We start from the raw sequence: 18,448 nt of genomic DNA, 5'->3' as shown, positions 1-18,448 counted from the left end.
GTGAGACGCGCGGCAGGGAGCGTCCATGGGGCCACGGGGGCGGGTTTCCGGTGAGCGGAAACCTCGGTCGCCCACCGGCCGCGACCGCTGCGAAGGTGAAGGCTGGAGGGCGGAGAATGGACAAGGTCGTGGCCTCGGCGGCCGAGGCGGTCGCCGACATCGCCGATGGGGCGTCGCTGGCGGTGGGGGGCTTCGGCCTCTGCGGCGTGCCGGCGGTACTGATCCGCGCGCTGCACGAGCAGGGCGCCGGCAACCTGCGGGTGGTGTCCAACAACTGCGGGCTGGACGGCCGGGGGCTCGGGCAGCTGCTCGCGGCCGGCCGCATCGCCCGCGCGATGGGCTCGTACGTGGGCGACAACAAGGAGTTCGCCCGCCAGTACCTGGCGGGCGAGATCGAGGTCGAGCTGATGCCGCAGGGCACGCTCGCGGAACGGCTGCGGGCGGGCGGCGCCGGGATCCCCGCGTTCTACACCCCGGCGGGCGTCGGCACGCTCGTCGCGGAGGGCGGGCTGCCCTGGCGGTACGCGGCGGACGGCGGTGTCGCGATCGCCTCGCCCGCCAAGGAGGTACGCGAGTTCGGCGGCCGGTCGTACGTGCTCGAAGAGGCCATCACCACCGACTTCGCGCTGGTCCGCGCGGCGAAAGGCGACCGGCACGGCAACCTCGTGTTCGACAAGGCCGCCCGCAATTTCAACCCGCTGTGCGCCACCGCCGGCCGCGTCACCCTGGCCGAGGTCGAGGAACTGGTCGAGCCCGGCGAGCTGGATCCGGACGCCGTGCACCTGCCGGGCGTTTTCGTCCAGCGCGTCGTGGCACTGACTCCCGAACAGGCCGCCGACAAACCGATCGAGAAGAGAACGGTGCGCTCCTGATGCCCTGGTCCAGGAACGAGATCGCCGCGCGGGCCGCCGCGGAACTGCCCGACGGGTCGTACGTCAATCTCGGCATCGGGCTGCCGACGCTGATTCCCGGCTTCATCCCCGCGGGGCGGCAGGTCGTGCTGCACGCGGAGAACGGGGTGCTCGGCGTCGGGCCCTATCCGGCCGAGGACGAGGTCGACCCCGATCTCATCAACGCGGGCAAGGAGACCGTGACCCTGCTGCCCGGGGCCGCGGCGTTCGACTCGTCGCTGTCGTTCGGCATGATCCGCGGCGGCCACATCGACATCGCCGTGCTCGGCGCCATGCAGGTCTCGGCGCGGGGCGACCTCGCCAACTGGTCCGTGCCGGGCAAGATGATCAAGGGGATGGGCGGTGCGATGGACCTCGTCCACGGCGCCCGGAAGGTCATCGTGGTGATGGAGCACACCACCCGGGACGGCGCCGCCAAGATCGTGGACGAGTGCTCGCTGCCGCTGACCGGCGCCCGCTGCGTCGACCGGATCATCACCGACCTGGGCGTGCTCGACGTGACCGGCGACGGCCTCGTCCTGGCCGAGACCGCGCCCGGCGTGACGGCCGAGGAGATCCGCGCCCGCACCGAACCCTCACTTGTGGAGCCGGCATGACACACCCCCCGTACCTGCACCCCGACTACACGAGCACCGTGCTGCGCGCGCCCGTCCACGAGCTCGTCATGCCCAAGCTCGGGCCGGACAGCGTCGAGCTGACCGCGCCCGTGTTCGGCGACGCCGAGCTGGACGCCCTGGACGCCGACCTGACCAGGCAGGCCCCGGGTGAGCCGCTCGGTGAGCGGATCATCGTGACCGGCCGGGTCCTGGACTCCCGGGGCCGCGCGGTGCCCGGCGCGCTGGTCGAGGTCTGGCAGGCCAACTCCGCCGGCCGGTACGCCCACGAGCGCGACGAGCACCCGGCGCCGCTCGACCCCAACTTCGTCGGCGCGGGCCGCTGCCTCACCGACGCGGACGGCCGCTACCGGTTCGTCAGCATCAAGCCGGGCGCCTATCCCTGGCGCAACCACCACAACGCCTGGCGGCCGGCCCACATCCACTTCTCGGTGTTCGGCACGGCGTTCACCCAGCGCCTCGTCACCCAGATGTACTTCCCTGGCGATCCGCTGTTCCCCTACGACCCGATCCTCCAGTCGGTCCCGGACCAGCGGTCCCGCGACCTCCTGGTCGCCCGCTTCGACATGGACACCACCGAGCCGGAATGGGCCCTCGGCTACCAGTGGGACATCGTGCTCGGCGACACCCCGACGGAGGAGTCATGACGCGCGCATCGACGCCCGCGGCGACCCCCTCGCAGACCGTGGGGCCCTTCTTCAGCCACGCGCTGCCCTACGACGGCGGGCCGGAGATCGTCCCGGCGGCGCGGCGCGACGCGATCCGGGTGCGCGGCCGGGTGCTCGACGGCGCCGGCGCGCCCGTCCCGGACGCGCTGCTGGAGATCTGGCAGGCGGACGAGACCGGCGCGATCGCGCGGCGGCCGGGCGGGCTGCGGCGCGCCGCCGGCGGCTTCTCCGGCTTCGGGCGGTGCCCCACCGGCGCCGACGGGGGCTACGGGTTCACCACGGTCAAGCCGGGGCCGGTCGGCGCGGGCGCCCCGTACCTGTCCGTCCTGGTCTTCGCGCGGGGCCTGCTCAAGCCCGTGTTCACCCGGCTCTACTTCCCCGAGGACGAGCACGAGGGCGACCCCCTCCTGGCCGAGGTCCCGGCGGCCCGGCGTGACACCCTGATCGCGGAACGGGAGGGCGAGGGGACCTACCGTTTCGACATCCATCTGCAGGGCGAACGGGAGACGGTCTTCCTTGGATTCTGAGCAGGCGCAGCCGGACGCCGGGCTGCTGTCCCCGGTCCGCGCGGGGACGGCGGCCGAGGCGGCGACCGGTGACCGCGCCTGGCTGCGGGCCCTGCTCGACGCCGAGGTGGCGCTGGCGCGCGCCCAGGCGCGGCTGGGCGTCGTGCCCGCCGACGCCGCCGCGGCCATCGAACGTGCCGCGCGGGCCGACGAGATCGACCTCGTCGACCTGGCCCGGCGGGCGCGGGGAGCGGGCAACCCGGTCGTGCCGCTGGTCGCCGGCCTCCGGCGGCTGGCGGGCCCGGCGGGCGAGCACGTCCACCACGGTGCCACCAGCCAGGACATCGTCGACACCGCCGCGATGCTCGTCGCCGCCCGGACCCGGGCGGTCCTGCTCGACGACCTCGACCGCGTCCTGGCCCTGCTGGCCGCGCTCGCCCAACGGCACCGCGACACCCCGATGGCGGGCCGCACCCTCGGACGGCAGGCGCTCCCCACGACCTTCGGGCTCAAGGCGGCGGGCTGGCTCACGGGCGTCCTGGAATCCCGTGACCGGCTCGCGGACGTACGGCTGCCCGTCCAGCTCGGCGGGGCGGCGGGCACGCTGAACGCCTTCGGAGACCGCGCCGTGGAGCTGCTCGCCGCGTACGCGCGGGAGGCGGGGCTCGCCGAGCCGATCCTGCCGTGGCACACGCGGCGCACTCCGGTGGCCGAGCTGGCGGCCGCGCTCGCCCTCACCTCCGGCGCCCTGGGCAAGATCGCCACCGATGTGGTGCTGCTCGCGCAGAGCGAGATCGACGAGGTCGCCGAGCCCGCCGCCCCCGGCCGCGGAGGTTCCTCGGCGATGCCGCACAAGCGCAACCCCGCGCTCGCCACCCTGATCCGCTCCGCCGCCTTGCAGGTGCCCGCGTACACCCAGGTCGTGCTCGCCGCTCAGGCCGCGCCGCTGGAACGGCCGGCGGGGGAGTGGCACGCCGAGTGGCAGCCCTTGCGCGAGTGCCTCCGGCTGACCGGCGGCGCCGCCGCGACCACGGCCGAGATGCTCGACGGGCTGGAGGTCTTTCCCGGCCGGATGCGGGACAACCTGGACGATCTCCTGACCGTCCTCCAGCCCCCACCCGCCGCCGATCAATCGACGAGCTTCGCTCGACGCCCACCTGCCGACCCCGGTCCCGGGGCCGCACCGGAGCTCGTCGACCGTGCCCTCGCCGCGTACAGGGAAAGGACGCGATGACGATCCCGCATCACCGCCTCGACGGCCCGGAAGACGCTCCGGTCGTGGTGCTCGGCCCGTCCCTCGGCACCAGCACGGAGCTCTGGGATCCGCAGATGCCCGAGCTCGCCGCGCGCTGGCGGGTGCTGCGGTACGACCTGCCAGGCCACGGCGGATCGGCACCGCCCGCCGATGCCGTCACCGTCGAAGACCTCGCGGACGGGGTCACGGAGCTGCTCGACCTGCTGGAGATCGATCGGGTCGCCTACGCCGGGGTCTCGCTCGGCGGAGCGGTCGGCCTGGCCTTGGCCCTCCGCGCGCCCGAACGAGTCGCGAGCCTGATCCTGTGCTGCACGTCGCCCCGCTTCGGCCCGCCGGAGGGATGGCACGAACGGGCGGAGCGCGTACGCCGGGAGGGCACCGGGCCGCTCGCCGAGACCGCCGCCGAACGCTGGTTCACGCCGGGCTTCGACGGAGCCGCTCCCTACGTCGGGATGCTCCGAACCACCGACGCGGAAGGCTACGCGGAGTGCTGCGAGGCGCTCGCCCGCTTCGACGCGTCGCAACGGCTCGCCGGGGTCGCCGCGCCGACGCTGGTGATCGCGGGGGCGCAGGACGCGCCCACCCCGCCCGCCGGCCACGCCGAGGTCCTCGCCACCGGGATCCCCGGCGCCGGGCTGGTCGTGATCGACGGGGCGGGTCACCTCGCCAACGCCGAACGTCCCGGGCCCGTCACCCGCGCCATCACCGCCCACCTGGACCGTTCGTGGAAGGGACTCCCCGCATGAACGACGAGGAGCGGCACGCCGAGGGCATGCGGACGCGGCGCGCGGTGCTCGGCGACGCCCACGTGGACGGGGCGGTGGCCCGCACGACCGAATTCACCGCGGACTTCCAAGACATGATCACCCGCTACGCGTGGGGCGAGATCTGGACGCGGCCCGGCCTCGACCGCCGCGCCCGCAGCTGCGTCACCCTCACCGCCCTGGTGGCGAGGGGCCACCTGGAGGAGCTCGCCATGCACGTCCGTGCGGCGCTCCGCAACGGCCTGACCCGGGACGAGGTCAAGGAGGTCCTGCTCCAGACCGCCGTCTATTGTGGGGTCCCCGCCGCCAACGCGGCGTTCGCGGTGGCCCAGCGGGTCCTGGACGAGGAGGAGCCGAGCACGGGATGAGCACCGGCCCGAGGAGCGTCGCGGCCAAGATCATGGCGATCCTGGACGCCTTCGCGGCCGGGGACGTCCGCCTCAACCTGAGCGAGATCTGCCGCCGCGCCGGGCTGCCCCTGGCCACCGGCCATCGCCTGGTGGGCGAGCTGGTCGCGGGCGGGTTCCTCGAACGGGTCCCCGACGGCACGTACCGGATCGGCACCCGGCTCTGGCGCATCGGCACCCAGGCGCCCGCGGTCACGGGCCTGCGCGAGCTGGCCCTGCCGCACATGGAGGACCTGTACGAGGCCACCCACGACAACGTCCAGCTCGCGGTCCTGCGGGACGGCAAGGCCCTGTTCGTCGAGCGGCTGCGCGGGACCCGGTCCGTGCCCGTCGTGACGCAGGTCGGCGCCACCCTGCCCCTCCACGCCACCGGGGTGGGCAAGGTGCTCCTCGCGTACGCGCCGGACGCGGTGCTGGACGGCGTCCTCGCCGGCGGCCTGACCAGGCACGCGGCCCGCACGATCACCGATCCGCAGGAGCTGCGCGGCTGCCTGGCCCAGATCCGCCGCGACGGCTACGCCGTCACCCGGGACGAGATGACTCTCGGGGCCGCCTCCGTGGCCGCTCCGGTCCGCGACGGCGACGGCGCCGTCGTGGCGGCCCTCTCGCTGGTGGCACGGACGCGCAGCGCCGACGTCAGGCGGTTGCTCCCCCCTCTCACGACCGCCGCGCGCGCCTTGTCGCGCGACCTGGCCGCGCACTGGCGCGGAGGACCCGGCGAACGCCCGGACACTGTTTCCGGTGAGCGGAAACCCGGCCCTTGACGCAGCGGGAACGCGCGCCAGGATCGCAGGGAAGGATGAGGAGGCACCTATGCGCACCCAGGTCGCGATCGTGGGAGGCGGTCCCGCGGGACTGCTGCTCTCGCAACTGCTGCACCGCCAGGGCATCGATTCGGTGGTCCTGGAGAGCCGTGACCGGGCGTACGTGGAGCAACGGCAGCGCGCGGGGATGCTGGAGCAGGGAACGACCGACGTGCTGCGCGACAGCGGCGTGGGGGAGCGGCTCGACCGCGAGGGGCTCGTCCACCACGGGCTGGAGCTGCGGTTCGGCGGCGCGGGCCACCGTGTGGCGCTGACCGAGCTGACCGGCCGCACGGTGACCATCTACGCCCAGACCGAGATCGTCAAGGACCTGGTCGCGCGCCGCCTCGCCGACGGGGGCGACGTGCGGTTCGAGGCCGAGGTGCTCGCCGTCGACCCGGCCGCGCCGAGCGTGACCTACCGGCACGAAGGCGCCGTGCACACCCTGGAGTGCGACTACGTCGCCGGATGCGACGGTTTTCACGGCGTGAGCCGTGCCGCGGTGCCGGGCCTGCGGACGTTCTCGCGCGACTACCCGTTCGCCTGGCTCGGCGTGCTCGCCGACGTGCCGCCGTCCACCGAGGAGCTGATCTACGCCCACCACGAGCGCGGCTTCGCCCTGCACAGCCTCCGCTCTCCCGAGGTCAGCCGCCTCTACCTCCAGGTGGCGCCGGACGAGGACCTGGCCGCGTGGCCCGATGACCGCGTCTGGACGGAGTTGGCGGCACGGTTCGCCACGGGCGACGGCTGGCGGCTCCGCGAGGGCCCGATCACCGACAAGGCGATCACGCCGATGCGCAGCTTCGTCGCCGAGCCGATGCGGCACGACCGGCTCTTCCTGGCGGGCGACGCCGCGCACATCGTGCCGCCCACCGGCGCCAAGGGCCTCAACCTCGCCGTCTCCGACGTCACCGTCCTGGCCGACGCGCTGGCCAAGCGGTACGCCGGCGGATCCGAGTCGCTCCTGGACGCCTACTCCGCGACCTGCCTGCGGCGTGTGTGGAGGGCCGAGCACTTCTCGTACTGGATGACCACGCTCCTGCACACCGACCCGGCCGCGGACGACTTCGCGCGGCGCCTGCAGCGTTCCCACCTGGACTACGTCGCCTCATCCAGGGCCGCCGCGACCTCGCTCGCCGAGAACTACGTGGGGCTGCCCCTGCCGGGAACCGGAGGTTGGCGGGCGCACTATGATTCAGATCACGCAAACTGACAGCATCTGAAACTTTGCGGATCGCGCAAGTTTCGCCTACCGTGGTGATATGACCGTTGAGATGGGCCTGCGCGAACGCAAGAAGGCCGCGACCCGGGAGGCGCTGCGGCTGGCCGCGGCGCGCCTGGCCGTCGAGCACGGCGTCGACGGGGTCACGGTGGAGGGGATCGCGGCCGCGGCGGGGGTGTCGGCCCGGACCTTCCACAACTACTTCCCCGGCAAGGAAGAGGCGATCGTCGCGACCGTGACCGACGGCGCGCGAGCCGTGATCGACGCGCTGCGGGACCATCCCGCGGACGAACCGATCTGGGACGCCCTGCGCACCGTGATCGTCGGCGTCATGCTGCCGCCCGAGACCCGGGACGAGACGATCGCGCTGCTCCAGGTGATCAAGGCCAACCCCGCGCTCATCGGCCAGCAGCTGTGCCACATCGGGGAGATGCAGCGCGAGATCGCCGAGATCGTCGCGGCCCGCACCGGGACCGACCCGGACCGCGACCTGTATCCCCACCTGCTGGCCGGCGCCGCGGGCACCGCCATGCGCGCGGCCGTCGACCTGTGGGCCGACGGCATGACCGGCGCCGACCTCCCCGACCTGATCGACGAGGCCTTCGCGCAGCTGCGTGCCGGCCTGCCACCGCCTCGGTAGCCGAACCCCCACCCCACCCCGCGCCTGACGGCCAGCCCGCCGATAGGCGATGCCCGTATGCCCTCTTTGGGCTGCCCTCGTGACCGTTCCGGGCCGCCGCAAGCCGCCCGCGATGATGGGAATTGTTCTCTTGGCCACCTTCCTCTACCGGTTCGGCCGGTTCTCCTACCGGCGGCGCAAGCTCGTCGCCGCGCTCTGGGTGGGGCTGCTCGTCCTCTTCGGTGTCGGCGCCGCGACCCTGTCCGGCCCGACCTCCAACAACTTCTCCATCCCGGGTACCGAGTCCCAGAAGGCGATCGACCTGCTGGAGGAGCGGATGCCGCAGGCGTCCGCCGACGGCGCGACCGCCCGCGTGGTGTTCGCCGCCCCGGACGGCGGAACGGTCACCGGCGCGGCGGGCAAGAAGGCCGTGGAGCAGGTCGTCGGCAAGCTCAAGGCCCTGCCCGACGTCGCGAACGTCGTCGACCCCTACCAGGCCAAGTCCGTCTCGCCGGACGGCCGGATCGCCTATACGCAGGTGACCTACAAGGTCCCGTCCATCGACCTCGACGAGGGCGACCGCGCGGCGCTGGAGGCCGCCGGTGAGCCCGGCGAGGCCGCCGGCCTGACGGTGGAGATGGGCGGCGACGCGACCGAGGGCATGCCCGAGCAGAGCGCGACCGAGGTCATCGGAGTGGCGGTCGCCGCCGTGGTCCTGGTCATCACGTTCGGCTCGCTGGTCGCCGCCGGGCTGCCGCTGCTCAACGCCATCCTCGGCGTCGGCATCGCGATGGCGGGCATCACCGCCGCGACCGGCCTGATCGAGATGAGCTCCACCACGTCCACGCTGGCGCTCATGCTGGGCCTGGCCGTCGCCATCGACTACGCGCTGTTCATCGTCTCCCGCTACCGGCACGAACTGGAGGAGGGACGCGACGGCGAGGAGGCCGCGGGCCGCGCCGTCGGCACCGCCGGGTCGGCGGTCGTCTTCGCGGGCCTCACGGTCGTCATCGCGCTCGCCGGCCTCAGCGTCGTCGGCATCCCGCTGCTCACCGAGATGGGCCTGGCCGCCGCGTTCGCCGTCGTCGTCGCCGTTCTGATCGCGCTGAGCCTGCTACCCGCACTGCTCGGATTCGCTGGGCGCAAAATACTCGGCGCAGCCGACCGGGGGGCAGTGGGGGGTCGTCCCCCCACATGGAACAAGGTGCTCGGCGGATGGCTTCCCGGCCTGCGCGGCGGGCGCGCTCGGCCGGGCGGCAAGGCCCCGCTCGGCGAACGCTGGGCCCGCTTCATCGTCCGGCGCCCGCTGCCGGTGCTGCTGCTGGCCGTGGTCGGGATGGGCGTGCTCGCCGCGCCCGCCCTCGACCTGCGCCTCGGCCTGCCGGGCGACGAGGCCAAGAGCAGCGAGACCAGCCAGCGCAAGGCGTACGACATGATCGCGGAGGGCTTTGGTCCCGGCGTCAACGGCCCGCTCATGGTGGTCGTCGACGCCGGGAAGGGCGGTGACGCCAAGCCCGCGGCGCAGCGGTTCGCCGGGCAGGCGAAGCGGCTCGGCGACGTCGCCTCCGTCACCCCGCCGGTCGTGAACCAGGCCGGTGACACCGCGGTGCTGACCGTCGTGCCCAAGAGCGGGCCGAGCACCAAGGCCACCGAGGACCTGGTCTCCGAGCTGCGCGACCAGAGCGCCGGCCTGCATGCGGCCACCGGCTCCGACGTCGAGGTGACCGGCCAGACGGCCATGAACATCGACATCTCGGCCAAGCTCGGCGACGCGCTCCTGCCCTACCTCGCGGTCGTCGTGGGGCTGGCGTTCATCCTGCTGATGCTGGTCTTCCGGTCCGTCCTGGTGCCGCTCAAGGCGACGCTCGGCTTCCTGCTGACGGTCGCCGCGACGTTCGGCGCGGTGGTCGCGGTCTTCCAGTGGGGCTGGCTGGCCTCGCTGCTGGGCGTGGCGGAGACCGGCCCGATCATGAGCATGATGCCGATCTTCCTGATCGGCGTGGTGTTCGGGCTCGCGATGGACTACCAGGTCTTCCTCGTCACGCGGATGCGGGAGGAGTTCGTGCACGGCGCCGAGCCCGGCGAGGCGATCGTCACCGGCTTCCGGCACGGCGCCCGGGTGGTGACCGCGGCCGCCGTCATCATGATGGCCGTCTTCGCCGGCTTCGTCTTCTCCGGCGAGTCGATGATCAAGATGATGGGCTTCGCGCTCGCGGCGGGCGTGGCGTTCGACGCGTTCGTCATCCGCATGACGATCGTCCCCGCCGTGATGGCGCTGCTCGGCCGCTCCGCCTGGTGGCTGCCGCGCTGGCTCGACCGGCTCCTGCCGAACGTCGACGTCGAGGGCGAGAAGCTCCGCGAGCACCTCGGCGCCGACCAGGAGCACGCCGTCCAGAACGACCGCGAGCTGGAGATCGCCCGTACCTGATCGAAGCCCGGCCGCCGTCCCGCAAGCCGGGCGGCGGCCGGACCCGGTCGCGGATCGCCCACCCCCGAAGGACCGCGATGAACCTCCTCCAGACTCCCCGGAAGGCCGGGCCGCCGATGGCGCGGCCGGACGCCGCCCGGCCCAAGCCCCTCCGGGAGCTGCTGCTCATCGCCGTGCTGTTCGGGGCGTACAAGCTCGGCCGCCTGCTGGCGACGGGAAGGGTGACGGAGGCGTTCGGCAACGCGCACGACGTCTGGGCCCTGGAACGCGATCTGCGGCTTCCCAGCGAGCTCGGCGTGCAGCACGCGCTCCTGCACAACGACCTGCTCGTGCACGCCGCCAACTCCTACTACGCCTACGTGCACTTCCCGGCCACCGCGGCGTTCCTCCTCTGGATCTACCTGCGGCGGCCCGCGCACTACCGCTGGATCCGCTGGGTGCTCGTCGCGCTGACGGCGGCCGGCCTCGCCCTCCACCTGCTCGTGCCGCTCGCGCCGCCGCGCATGCTCACCGGCACCGGCCTGATCGACACCGGGGCGCTCTTCGGGCCCGCGGTGTACGGGGCGCCGCAGACCGACACCGTCGCCAACCAGTACGCGGCGATGCCGTCCCTGCACATCGGCTGGGCCCTCATCGTCGCGACCGGCCTCATCGTGAGCACCCGGGGCCGGTGGCGATGGCTGTGGATCGCCCACCCCGCCGTCACGGTCGCGGTGGTGGTCGCCACCGCCAACCACTACTGGCTGGACGGCATCGTCGTGGGCGCGCTGCTCGCCGTGGTGCTGCTGGTGCTCAGGCCGCCCGGACCGGTAAGCGTTTCCACTCACCGGTCCGAGGCGGTAAGGGCTGTGCGATGCTGAACGGGTGACTGCGCTCGGGCCCGCCGACGCGATCGCCGCCGCGTCCGCGCACTATCTCAAGGGTGAGCCGATCGACATGTCGGCGCTCGCCGCGGAGCTCGGGGTCGGCCGCGCCACGCTCTACCGGTGGGTGGGCAGCCGCGAGCAGCTCCTCGGCACGGTCCTCGCCGAGATGACCGAGCTGACCTACCGCACCGCGGTGAACGGCGTCCAGGGCAGCGGCCCGGACCGCATGCTCACCGTCCTCGACCGGTTCATGCGCGCGGTCGTCGGCGCCGTGCCGCTGAAGGCGTTCACCGAGCGCGAGCCGCGGCTGTTCGTGCGCCTGGCCACCATGCAGGGGCCCATCGAGGAGCGCGCCATCGCGCTGCTGACCGCCGAGCTGGAGGAGCAGATCGAGGCGGGACGGCTGCTGGTGCCGCTGCCCACCCGCACCCTCGCGCAGGCGATCGTGCGGATCTGCGACTCGTTCATGTACGCCCACTACCTGGGCGGCAGCCGGCCCGAGATCGAGACGGCGCTCGACGTGATCGAGCTGCTGCTGCGATCCTGTTCAGCGGCCACAACCGGCATAGGTGACCAAAGCGGCACAAGATGGGAATGAACACTTCGTGACGAGCGACATCCCCCGCCGCGCCGTGACCCGCACCGCCAAGCTGGCGAGCCTGCCCCTGGGCTTCGCCGGGCGCACCGCGGTCGGCCTGGGCAAGCGGACGATCGGCCGCCCCGCCGAGGCGGTGGCCCTGGAGGTCCAGCAGCGCACCGCCGAGCAGCTGTTCAAGGTCCTGGGGGAGCTCAAGGGCGGCGCGATGAAGGTCGGCCAGCTCTTGTCGATCTTCGAGGCCGGGCTGCCCGAGGAGATCGCCGGGCCCTTCCGCGCGAGCCTGACCAAGCTTCAGGAGGCGGCGCCGCCGATGCCCGCCGGGACGGCGCACAAGGTGATGGCCGAGGGGCTCGGCGCGGACTGGCGCGACCTGTTCGCCGAGTTCGGCGACCGGCCCGCCGCCGCGGCCTCGATCGGCCAGGTGCACAAGGCGGTCTGGCATGACGGCCGCGCCGTCGCCGTCAAGGTGCAGTACCCGGGCGCCGGCAAGGCGCTCATGAGCGACTTCAACCAGATCGCCAGGCTGAGCAGGCTCATCACCCCGCTGTTCCCGGGGATCGAGGTCAAGCCGGTCGTCGCCGACCTCAAGCGGCGCCTGGAGAAGGAGCTCGACTACGTCGACGAGGCCCGCGCCCAGGCCGCCTTCCATGAGGCCTTCGCCGGCGACCCCGACTACCTGATCCCGGCGGTCGTCGCCCAGTCGGGCAACGTCCTGGTCACCGAGTGGATCGACGGAACGCCGCTGTCCCAGGTGATCTCCGGCGGGACGCGGGAGCGGCGTGACCGCGCCGGCCTTCTGCTCTTCCGGTTCATGCACGCGGGGCCGGCGCGTTGCGGCCTCATCCACATCGACCCGCATCCGGGCAACTTCCGCCTGATGGACGACGGCCGGCTGGGCGTCATGGACTTCGGCGGCGCCGCCCGGGTCACCCCCGAGCTGCACTGGACGATCGGACGGCTGCTGCGCATCAGCACGCTGGGCAGTGGCGAGGAGATGGTGGCGGCCGCCCGCGAGGAGGGCTTCCTCGCGCCGGACGCCCGGGTCGATCCCGAGCTGGTCGCGCGGATCGTCACGCCGCAGGCCGCGCCGTTCATGGCGGAGCGGTTCCGGTTCAGCCGCGAATGGATGCGCCAGGAGACCACCCGCGGGCTGGGCCTGGCCACCGACATGCGTCCGGGCAGCATCGCCCGCCAGGTCAAGCTCCCGCCGCAGTACCTGGCCGTCAGCCGCGCCCTGGCCGGGTGCGGCGGCGTGCTGTGCCAGCTGGAGGCCGAGGGGCCCTTCCGCGCCGAGGCGGAGCGCTGGGTGCCGGGCTTCGCCGAGCCCGACGACGCCGAGGCGACCGCCTAGCCGAGCGCCTTGGCCTCTTCTTCCTCGATCTGACGGTTCCATTCGGCCTTCGACGAACGCCAGGCCTCGTCATCACGTCCAAGCCGCCAGTAGCCGGAGATCGAGAGCTGGTCGAGCGGGATGCGCCGGTCGACCCGCAGATACCTGCGAAGCTCCTTGACGAAGCCCGCCTCCCCGTGGACGAACGCGTGCACGCCGCCCTCGGGGAAGCCAAGCTCGCGCACCGCCCGGACGAGCGCGTCGCCGACCCGCCCGCCGTCGCGGTGGAGCCAGACGATCTCGGCGCTCGCGGGGGCGTCGAGCTTCTGCTCCTCCTCGGGCCCCTCCACCTCGATGAAGACCCGGGCGACGGCGCCCTCGGGGAGGCTTTCAAGGGAGGCGCCGATGGCGGGCAGGGCGCTCTCGTCACCCACCAGGAGATGCCAGCCGGCGTCGCGGCTGGGCGCGTAGCCGCCGCCCGGGCCGAGGAACCTGATCTCATCACCGGGCTCGGCGTTCGCCGCCCACGGACCGGCCAGCCCCTCGTCGCCGTGGTAGACGAAGTCCAGGGTCAGCTCGACCGCCTCGGGGTCCCACGCGCGCACGGTGTAAGTGCGGGTGACCGGCCACTGCTCGCGGGGCAGCTCGGCGCGGATCGCCTGGATGTCGAAAGGCTCCGGATAGTCGGCGCCCGGAGGCGCGAAGAGCAGCTTCACATAGTGATCGGTGAACTCGCCCGCGGCGAACCCGGCGAGCGCGTCGCCGCCGATCACCACCCGGATCATGTGCGGGGTGAGTTGTTCCTTGCGCAGCACCCGGCCCGTGTTGACCTTCGGCGTCTTCCGTCCTGGCTCCGTCGCCATCCGAACCTCCGGGTCATAGACCTACTTAGGTAAGCCTAAGCTATACGCCGGAGTCAACTCGCGTCGGCCCCCGTCCGATCGCGGCCACGGAACCGGACCTTGAGGGGGATGCCGCGGGCCAGGCCCTGCGGCATGAAGAGCATGGCGAGGACGAGCAGGAGCCCGTAGACGGCGTACGACAGCACCGAGGGCGCCGAGGCGGGCATGCCCTCCATGGTGCCGATGTCGTTGAGCAACTGGAGCAGCAGGGTGATGACCGTGGCGCCGAGAAGGGCGCCCCAGACCGTGCCGGCGCCGCCGATCACGACCATGACGACGTACTCGAAGGAGAGCAGCACGGGGAACGATCCAGGCGCCACGTAGCCGATGAAGAAGGCGTAGACACCGCCCGCGAGCCCCGCGAAACCGGCCGACAGGCTGAACACCGCCAGCTTGTACCCCGCCACCGGCACGCCCGACGACTCGGCCGCCACCTCGCTGGTGGCCAGCGCCCGCAGGCCGCGTCCGGGCCGGGAGTGCACGACGTTCCTCGCGATCAGCGCCACCACGCCGAGCGCGCCCAGCGCCAGGTAGGCGTACGAGACGTCGTCGGCGAACTCGTAGCCGGCGACCTCGAGGCGCGGCACGCCCTGCAGCCCGATGTCGCCGCCCGCCCACTCCTGCCGTCCGGCCAGGCTCAGCAGGATCAGCTGGACGGCGAGGGTGGCGAACGCCAGATGGTGACCGCGCAGCCGCAGCAGCGGGACGCCGATCAGCGCCGCGGCCGCCGCCGCGATCACCGGGGCGGCGAGCAGCGCGAGCCAGGTGGGTTGACCGTGAACGGACAGCAGCGCCGCGCTGTAACCGCCGATCATGTAGAACGACGCCTGGCCGAGCGAGACCTGCCCGCCGTACCCCATGAGCAGGGACAGGCCGGTGACGACGATGGCCGCCAGCAGGAGCAGCACGTACACCGACACCTGCGATTCGGGGAGCAGCAACGGCATGGCGGCCGCCACGCCCGCGACGAGCACCGTGGCCAGGGCACGGGGGGAGCGGGTCACCGTCACCGGGCGGCCTCCTCTTGGAGCGCGGACCTGCGCGAGGCCTGCCAGATCATGATCGTCAGCATCAGCGCGAGGGCCACCACGGTCTGGTAGGAGGCGTCAAAGTAGCCGGCTACCAGCGCCTCGGCGACGCCCAGCATGAGCGCGCCGGCCAGGGCCGGCCCGGGCCTGTTCAGGCCGCCCAGGATCGCCGCCGCGAACCCGTTGGTGATCAGCAGGACGTCGCTGTTGAACGAGATGGGCAGCATCGGCGTCAGCAGGACCCCCGCCGTGCCGCCGAGCACGCCGCCGAGCACGAAGGCCGCCAGTCCCATGCGGGTGACGTTCATGCCGACCGCGCGCGCCGCGTAGGGGTTGGACGCGGCGGCGCTCAGCGCCTTGCCGAGGTACGTCCTGGCGAAGAACAGGCCGAGCGCGGTGAAGACCACGGCGGTCGCGGCGATGACGAGCAGATGCTGCTTCTGGACGTACGCGCCGGCGATCCGGACCGTGCCGCCGAGGCCCGGGTGCGAGCGCGGCCCGTCGCCCCACACCATGATCTCGACGGCGTACGCGACGAAGCCCAGCCCGAGCGTGACGATCAGCGCGGCCTGCGGGCCGGTGCCGGGTTTTCCGATGGCGATCAGGCCGGTGAGCAGCCCGACGGCGCCGGCCACGGCCACCGCCGCCACCTCGGCCACGCCGTGCGGCAGGCCGGCAGACAGCAGCGAGCCGGCGGTGAGCCCCGCGACGACGGCGAACATGCCCTGGGCGAAGTTCACGGTGCCGGTGACCCGGTGGACCGTCACCAGGCCGCTGGCGAGCAGCGCGAAACCGCAGCCCACCGCCAGCCCCGAGACCAGGTACTGCAGGAGGTCGCTCACGGAGTCGCCCCCAGGTAGGCCGCGACGACGTCACTGCTCCGCGCCAGCTCGGCGCAGGGGCCCTCGGCCCGGATCCGCCCGGCCTCCAGCACGTAGGCGCGGGTGCAGAGGTCGAACGCCAGCCGGGCGTTCTGCTCGATGAGGACGACCGCCAGGCCGTGCTCGGCGTTGAGCCGGCGCAGGTGCCCGGCGAGCGTCGTGGTCACCAGCGGGGCCAGGCCGAGCGACAGCTCGTCCACGATGAGCACGGCCGGATCGCCCATCAGCGCCCGGCCGAACGCGACCATCTGCTGCTGGCCGCCCGACAGCGAGCCCGCTTTCTGGCGGCGCAGGCGCGCCAGCTCCGGAAGGACCTCGTAGACGCGGGACGTGTCGCGCGCCGAGGCGCCCGCGCGGCGCCGCCGCCAGGCCCCCAGCGCCAGGTTGTCCTCGACGCTCAGCTCGGGGAACATCTGCCGGCCCTCGGGGACGAGCGCCGCGCCCCTGGCCAGGCGCACGGTGCCCGCCGCCGGGCGGACCAGCCCCATGATCGCGTTGACGAGGGAGGTCTTGCCCGCGCCGTTGGGCCCGACGAGGGCGACCATCTCGCCCGCCGCGACGTTCAGGCTGACGCGGTCGAGGGCGGTGGCGTTGCCGTACCGCACGACGAGGCCCTTCACCTCCAGCACCCGGCCGTTCATCCGGCGGCCTCCCGTCCGGTGGCGCCGGTCGTCTCCCGCCCCAGGTAGGCGGCGACCACCCGCTCGTCGGCGCGGACCTGCGCCGGGGTCCCCTCGGCGATGAGGGCGCCGAGGTCGAGCACGCTGACGCGGTCGGCGAGGCGGGAGACGAACGTGACGTCGTGCTCGATGAGCATCATCGTCAGCCCGTCTTCGCGCAGGCTCTCGATCAGCTGGGCGAGCGCCTCCCGCTCGGTGGCGCGCAACCCGGAGGCCGGCTCGTCCAGCAGCAGCAGGTGCGGCCGGGCGCACAGCGCGCGGGCCAGCTGAAGCGAGCGCTGCTGCCCGAGGGGCAGCGCGTCGGCCGGGCGGCCCGCCCAGTCCCGCAGGCCGACCCGGTCGAGCGCCGCCAGGGCGTCGGCCCTGATCGCGGCCTCCTCGCGCCGGTGCCGGGGCAGCCGGAGCGCCGCCGCCAGGAAGCCGTGCCGGGTGCGGGCGTGCGCGCCGACCATGACGTTCTCCAGTGCCGTCATCCCGTGGAACAGCCGGGCGGCCTGGAAGACGATCGCGATGCCGAGCCGGGCCCGCGCGTGCGCGCTGAGCCGGTCGATGCGCCGCTCCTCCCCGTTCGGGCGGTAGCGGATCGTGCCGCGGTCGGCGGCGAGATGGCCGCTGATCAGGTTGAAGAGCGTGGACTTGCCCGCTCCGTTGGGGCCGATGATCCCCCGCGTCTCGCCCTCGTCGACGGTGAGCCCGACGTCGCGCACCGCGTAGACGCCGCCGAAGGAACGGGCGACCGCGTCGACGGTGAGCATGGGGCTCATCCCGCGTCCGCGGCGGTCTTGGCGAGCTGCGCGCGGGACCAGGGCGTCGGGACGAGCTTGCCGCTCTTGACCTGGTTCATGGAGATGTCGGTGGCGCGCAGGCCCGAGTGGTCCGTCGCCGAATAGGTGTACTTGCCGCAGGGCGTGACGAGGGTCAGGCTCTCCAGCGCGTCACGGATCTTGTCGCGGTCGGTGCCGCCCTTCTCGATGGCGGCCGCCAGCAGCTTGACGCCCGTGTAGCCGTCCATGGCGAACTGGGGCGGGGCGTAGCCGTACTTCGCCCGGAACGGCCCCGACATCTCCCCGATCGCCTGCTTGAGCTTGCCGGCCGGCAGGGCGTCCTCGACGACGCCGATGGCGCTCTGCACGTACACGCCCTCGCTCGCGTCGCCGACCGGCTCCAGCCACAGCTTGCTGGCCTGCGAGCCGGTCATGAAGAGGGGGACGCCCAGGTTGGCGCCGGCGTACTGCTTGGCGAGCGTCACGCCCGGCGCGCCGCTCGCCCAGGCGACCAGAGCCTGCGCGCCCGAGCCGCGGACGTGGGTGAACACCGGGCTGAAGTCGCTGGCGGTCGTCTCGTACGGCTCGGCCTTGACGATCTGCACGCCGTACTGGCCCGCCAGCCGCTGCATCCCGGCGAAGCCCGCCTTGGAGTAGGCGCTCTTGGTGTCGTAGGCCACGCCCACCTTGGAGATCTGGTGGGCCTTGAAGTACTGCAGCATGGCCTCGGCGTACCGCGACGAGATCGCCGGCACCACGAAGGTGTACTTGCGCACCGGGTTCACCTGCTCGTCGGCCGGGGCGAGCGAGATGTAGGGGATCTTCTCGCGCTCGGCGAGCGGCTCGACCGCCAGCCCGACGTTGGAGAACGTGGATCCGATGACGGCGGCCACCTTCTGGGACTTCAGCTTGTTGAAGTGGAGCACGCCCTGGTCGGGGGCGGTCCGGTCGTCGAGGGTGGTGACCTCGAGCTTGCGGCCCTTGATGCCGCCGGCGCCGTTGATCTGCTCGACCGCCAGGTCGACCGTCTTCTTGGCCTCGCCGCCGAGCGGGGCGTAGTTGCCGCTGAGCGACTCGATGAAGCCGATCTTGATCGCCGAGCCGCCGTCGCCGTCGTCGCCGGAGCCGCACGCCGGCAGCGCGAGGACGAGCGCGGCCGTGCAGGCGAGGGGGGTGAGGTGGGGGACGAGTCTGCGCACAGG

At 73.0% G+C, this 18,448-nt stretch carries 20 protein-coding genes; 14 read left to right on the top strand and 6 right to left on the bottom strand.

The features are described 5' to 3' along the window. Positions 1-116 precede the first annotated feature (116 nt). The 14 genes from ACGFNU_RS22390 (at position 117) to ACGFNU_RS22325 (ending at position 13,012) form a co-directional block, all read left to right on the top strand. Complete coding sequence (locus ACGFNU_RS22390; protein ID WP_392596351.1) at positions 117-872, top strand: CoA transferase subunit A; 756 nt, start codon at positions 117-119, stop codon at positions 870-872. Further along, positions 872-1,507: a CoA transferase subunit B gene (locus ACGFNU_RS22385; protein WP_392596349.1), complete on the top strand. Its 636-nt coding sequence runs from the start codon at positions 872-874 to the stop codon at positions 1,505-1,507. Before ACGFNU_RS22390 ends, ACGFNU_RS22385 begins: the two co-directional genes overlap by 1 nt. Further along, a complete protein-coding gene (pcaH, locus tag ACGFNU_RS22380; RefSeq protein WP_392596348.1) occupies positions 1,504-2,172 on the top strand; it encodes a protocatechuate 3,4-dioxygenase subunit beta in 669 nt (222 codons plus the stop codon). Before ACGFNU_RS22385 ends, pcaH begins: the two co-directional genes overlap by 4 nt. After that, positions 2,169-2,720, top strand: coding sequence for a protocatechuate 3,4-dioxygenase subunit alpha (gene pcaG, locus ACGFNU_RS22375; RefSeq protein ID WP_392596346.1), 552 nt, complete (start codon positions 2,169-2,171; stop codon positions 2,718-2,720). The genes pcaH and pcaG overlap by 4 nt, the downstream gene beginning before the upstream one ends. Beyond that, positions 2,710-3,933, top strand: coding sequence for a 3-carboxy-cis,cis-muconate cycloisomerase (gene pcaB, locus ACGFNU_RS22370; protein WP_392596344.1), 1,224 nt, complete (start codon positions 2,710-2,712; stop codon positions 3,931-3,933). Before pcaG ends, pcaB begins: the two co-directional genes overlap by 11 nt. Continuing rightward, positions 3,930-4,700 (top strand): 3-oxoadipate enol-lactonase, encoded by a 771-nt coding sequence (pcaD, locus tag ACGFNU_RS22365; RefSeq protein WP_392596342.1) that lies wholly within the window; start codon positions 3,930-3,932, stop codon positions 4,698-4,700. Before pcaB ends, pcaD begins: the two co-directional genes overlap by 4 nt. Next, complete coding sequence (gene pcaC / locus ACGFNU_RS22360; protein ID WP_392596340.1) at positions 4,697-5,086, top strand: 4-carboxymuconolactone decarboxylase; 390 nt, start codon at positions 4,697-4,699, stop codon at positions 5,084-5,086. The genes pcaD and pcaC overlap by 4 nt, the downstream gene beginning before the upstream one ends. Then, positions 5,083-5,889, top strand: a complete 807-nt coding sequence (locus ACGFNU_RS22355) for an IclR family transcriptional regulator (RefSeq protein WP_392596338.1) — start codon at positions 5,083-5,085, stop codon at positions 5,887-5,889. The genes pcaC and ACGFNU_RS22355 overlap by 4 nt, the downstream gene beginning before the upstream one ends. A gap of 49 nt (positions 5,890-5,938) precedes the next feature. Continuing rightward, on the top strand, positions 5,939-7,141 hold the full coding sequence (locus ACGFNU_RS22350) for a 4-hydroxybenzoate 3-monooxygenase (RefSeq protein WP_392596336.1): 1,203 nt from the start codon (positions 5,939-5,941) through the stop codon (positions 7,139-7,141). 49 nt (positions 7,142-7,190) lie between these two features. After that, positions 7,191-7,790 carry a TetR family transcriptional regulator gene (locus ACGFNU_RS22345; RefSeq protein WP_392596335.1) on the top strand — a complete coding sequence of 200 codons (600 nt, stop codon included), beginning with the start codon at positions 7,191-7,193 and terminating at the stop codon, positions 7,788-7,790. Between the two features lie 79 nt (positions 7,791-7,869). After that, positions 7,870-10,197: an MMPL family transporter gene (locus ACGFNU_RS22340; protein ID WP_392596333.1), complete on the top strand. Its 2,328-nt coding sequence runs from the start codon at positions 7,870-7,872 to the stop codon at positions 10,195-10,197. A 77-nt stretch (positions 10,198-10,274) separates the two neighbouring features. Continuing rightward, a complete protein-coding gene (locus ACGFNU_RS22335; protein WP_392596331.1) occupies positions 10,275-11,057 on the top strand; it encodes a phosphatase PAP2 family protein in 783 nt (260 codons plus the stop codon). A gap of 4 nt (positions 11,058-11,061) precedes the next feature. Next, the gene (locus tag ACGFNU_RS22330) at positions 11,062-11,661 is read left to right on the top strand and encodes a QsdR family transcriptional regulator (protein WP_392596329.1); all 600 of its coding nucleotides are present in this window, start codon (positions 11,062-11,064) and stop codon (positions 11,659-11,661) included. Positions 11,662-11,668: 7 nt separating this feature from the next. Further along, on the top strand, positions 11,669-13,012 hold the full coding sequence (locus tag ACGFNU_RS22325; RefSeq protein ID WP_392596327.1) for an ABC1 kinase family protein: 1,344 nt from the start codon (positions 11,669-11,671) through the stop codon (positions 13,010-13,012). Here the strand turns inward: ACGFNU_RS22325 and ACGFNU_RS22320 are convergent. Genes ACGFNU_RS22320 through ACGFNU_RS22295 form a run of 6 tightly spaced genes read right to left on the bottom strand, consistent with a single transcriptional unit; the run spans position 13,009 to position 18,445 of the window. Then, positions 13,009-13,854, bottom strand: coding sequence for a siderophore-interacting protein (locus tag ACGFNU_RS22320; protein WP_392596325.1), 846 nt, complete (start codon positions 13,852-13,854; stop codon positions 13,009-13,011). The two genes, ACGFNU_RS22325 and ACGFNU_RS22320, sit on opposite strands and share 4 nt — an antisense overlap. Before the next feature lie 53 nt (positions 13,855-13,907). Then, positions 13,908-14,903, bottom strand: a complete 996-nt coding sequence (locus ACGFNU_RS22315; RefSeq protein ID WP_392596324.1) for a branched-chain amino acid ABC transporter permease — start codon at positions 14,901-14,903, stop codon at positions 13,908-13,910. After that, a complete protein-coding gene (locus ACGFNU_RS22310; protein ID WP_392596323.1) occupies positions 14,900-15,763 on the bottom strand; it encodes a branched-chain amino acid ABC transporter permease in 864 nt (287 codons plus the stop codon). Before ACGFNU_RS22310 ends, ACGFNU_RS22315 begins: the two co-directional genes overlap by 4 nt. After that, a complete protein-coding gene (locus ACGFNU_RS22305; RefSeq protein WP_392596321.1) occupies positions 15,760-16,443 on the bottom strand; it encodes an ABC transporter ATP-binding protein in 684 nt (227 codons plus the stop codon). Before ACGFNU_RS22305 ends, ACGFNU_RS22310 begins: the two co-directional genes overlap by 4 nt. After that, complete coding sequence (locus ACGFNU_RS22300; RefSeq protein ID WP_392596319.1) at positions 16,440-17,246, bottom strand: ABC transporter ATP-binding protein; 807 nt, start codon at positions 17,244-17,246, stop codon at positions 16,440-16,442. The genes ACGFNU_RS22305 and ACGFNU_RS22300 overlap by 4 nt, the downstream gene beginning before the upstream one ends. Further along, positions 17,243-18,445: an ABC transporter substrate-binding protein gene (locus ACGFNU_RS22295; RefSeq protein WP_392596318.1), complete on the bottom strand. Its 1,203-nt coding sequence runs from the start codon at positions 18,443-18,445 to the stop codon at positions 17,243-17,245. Before ACGFNU_RS22295 ends, ACGFNU_RS22300 begins: the two co-directional genes overlap by 4 nt. Between the last annotated feature and the right edge of the window lie 3 nt (positions 18,446-18,448).

The sequence above is a fragment of the Spirillospora sp. NPDC048911 genome, from assembly GCF_043198015.1.
Taxonomy (GTDB): domain Bacteria; phylum Actinomycetota; class Actinomycetes; order Streptosporangiales; family Streptosporangiaceae; genus Spirillospora.
Note: the sequence above shows the minus strand (reverse complement) of the source record. Positions and strands in the feature narration are given on the sequence as shown.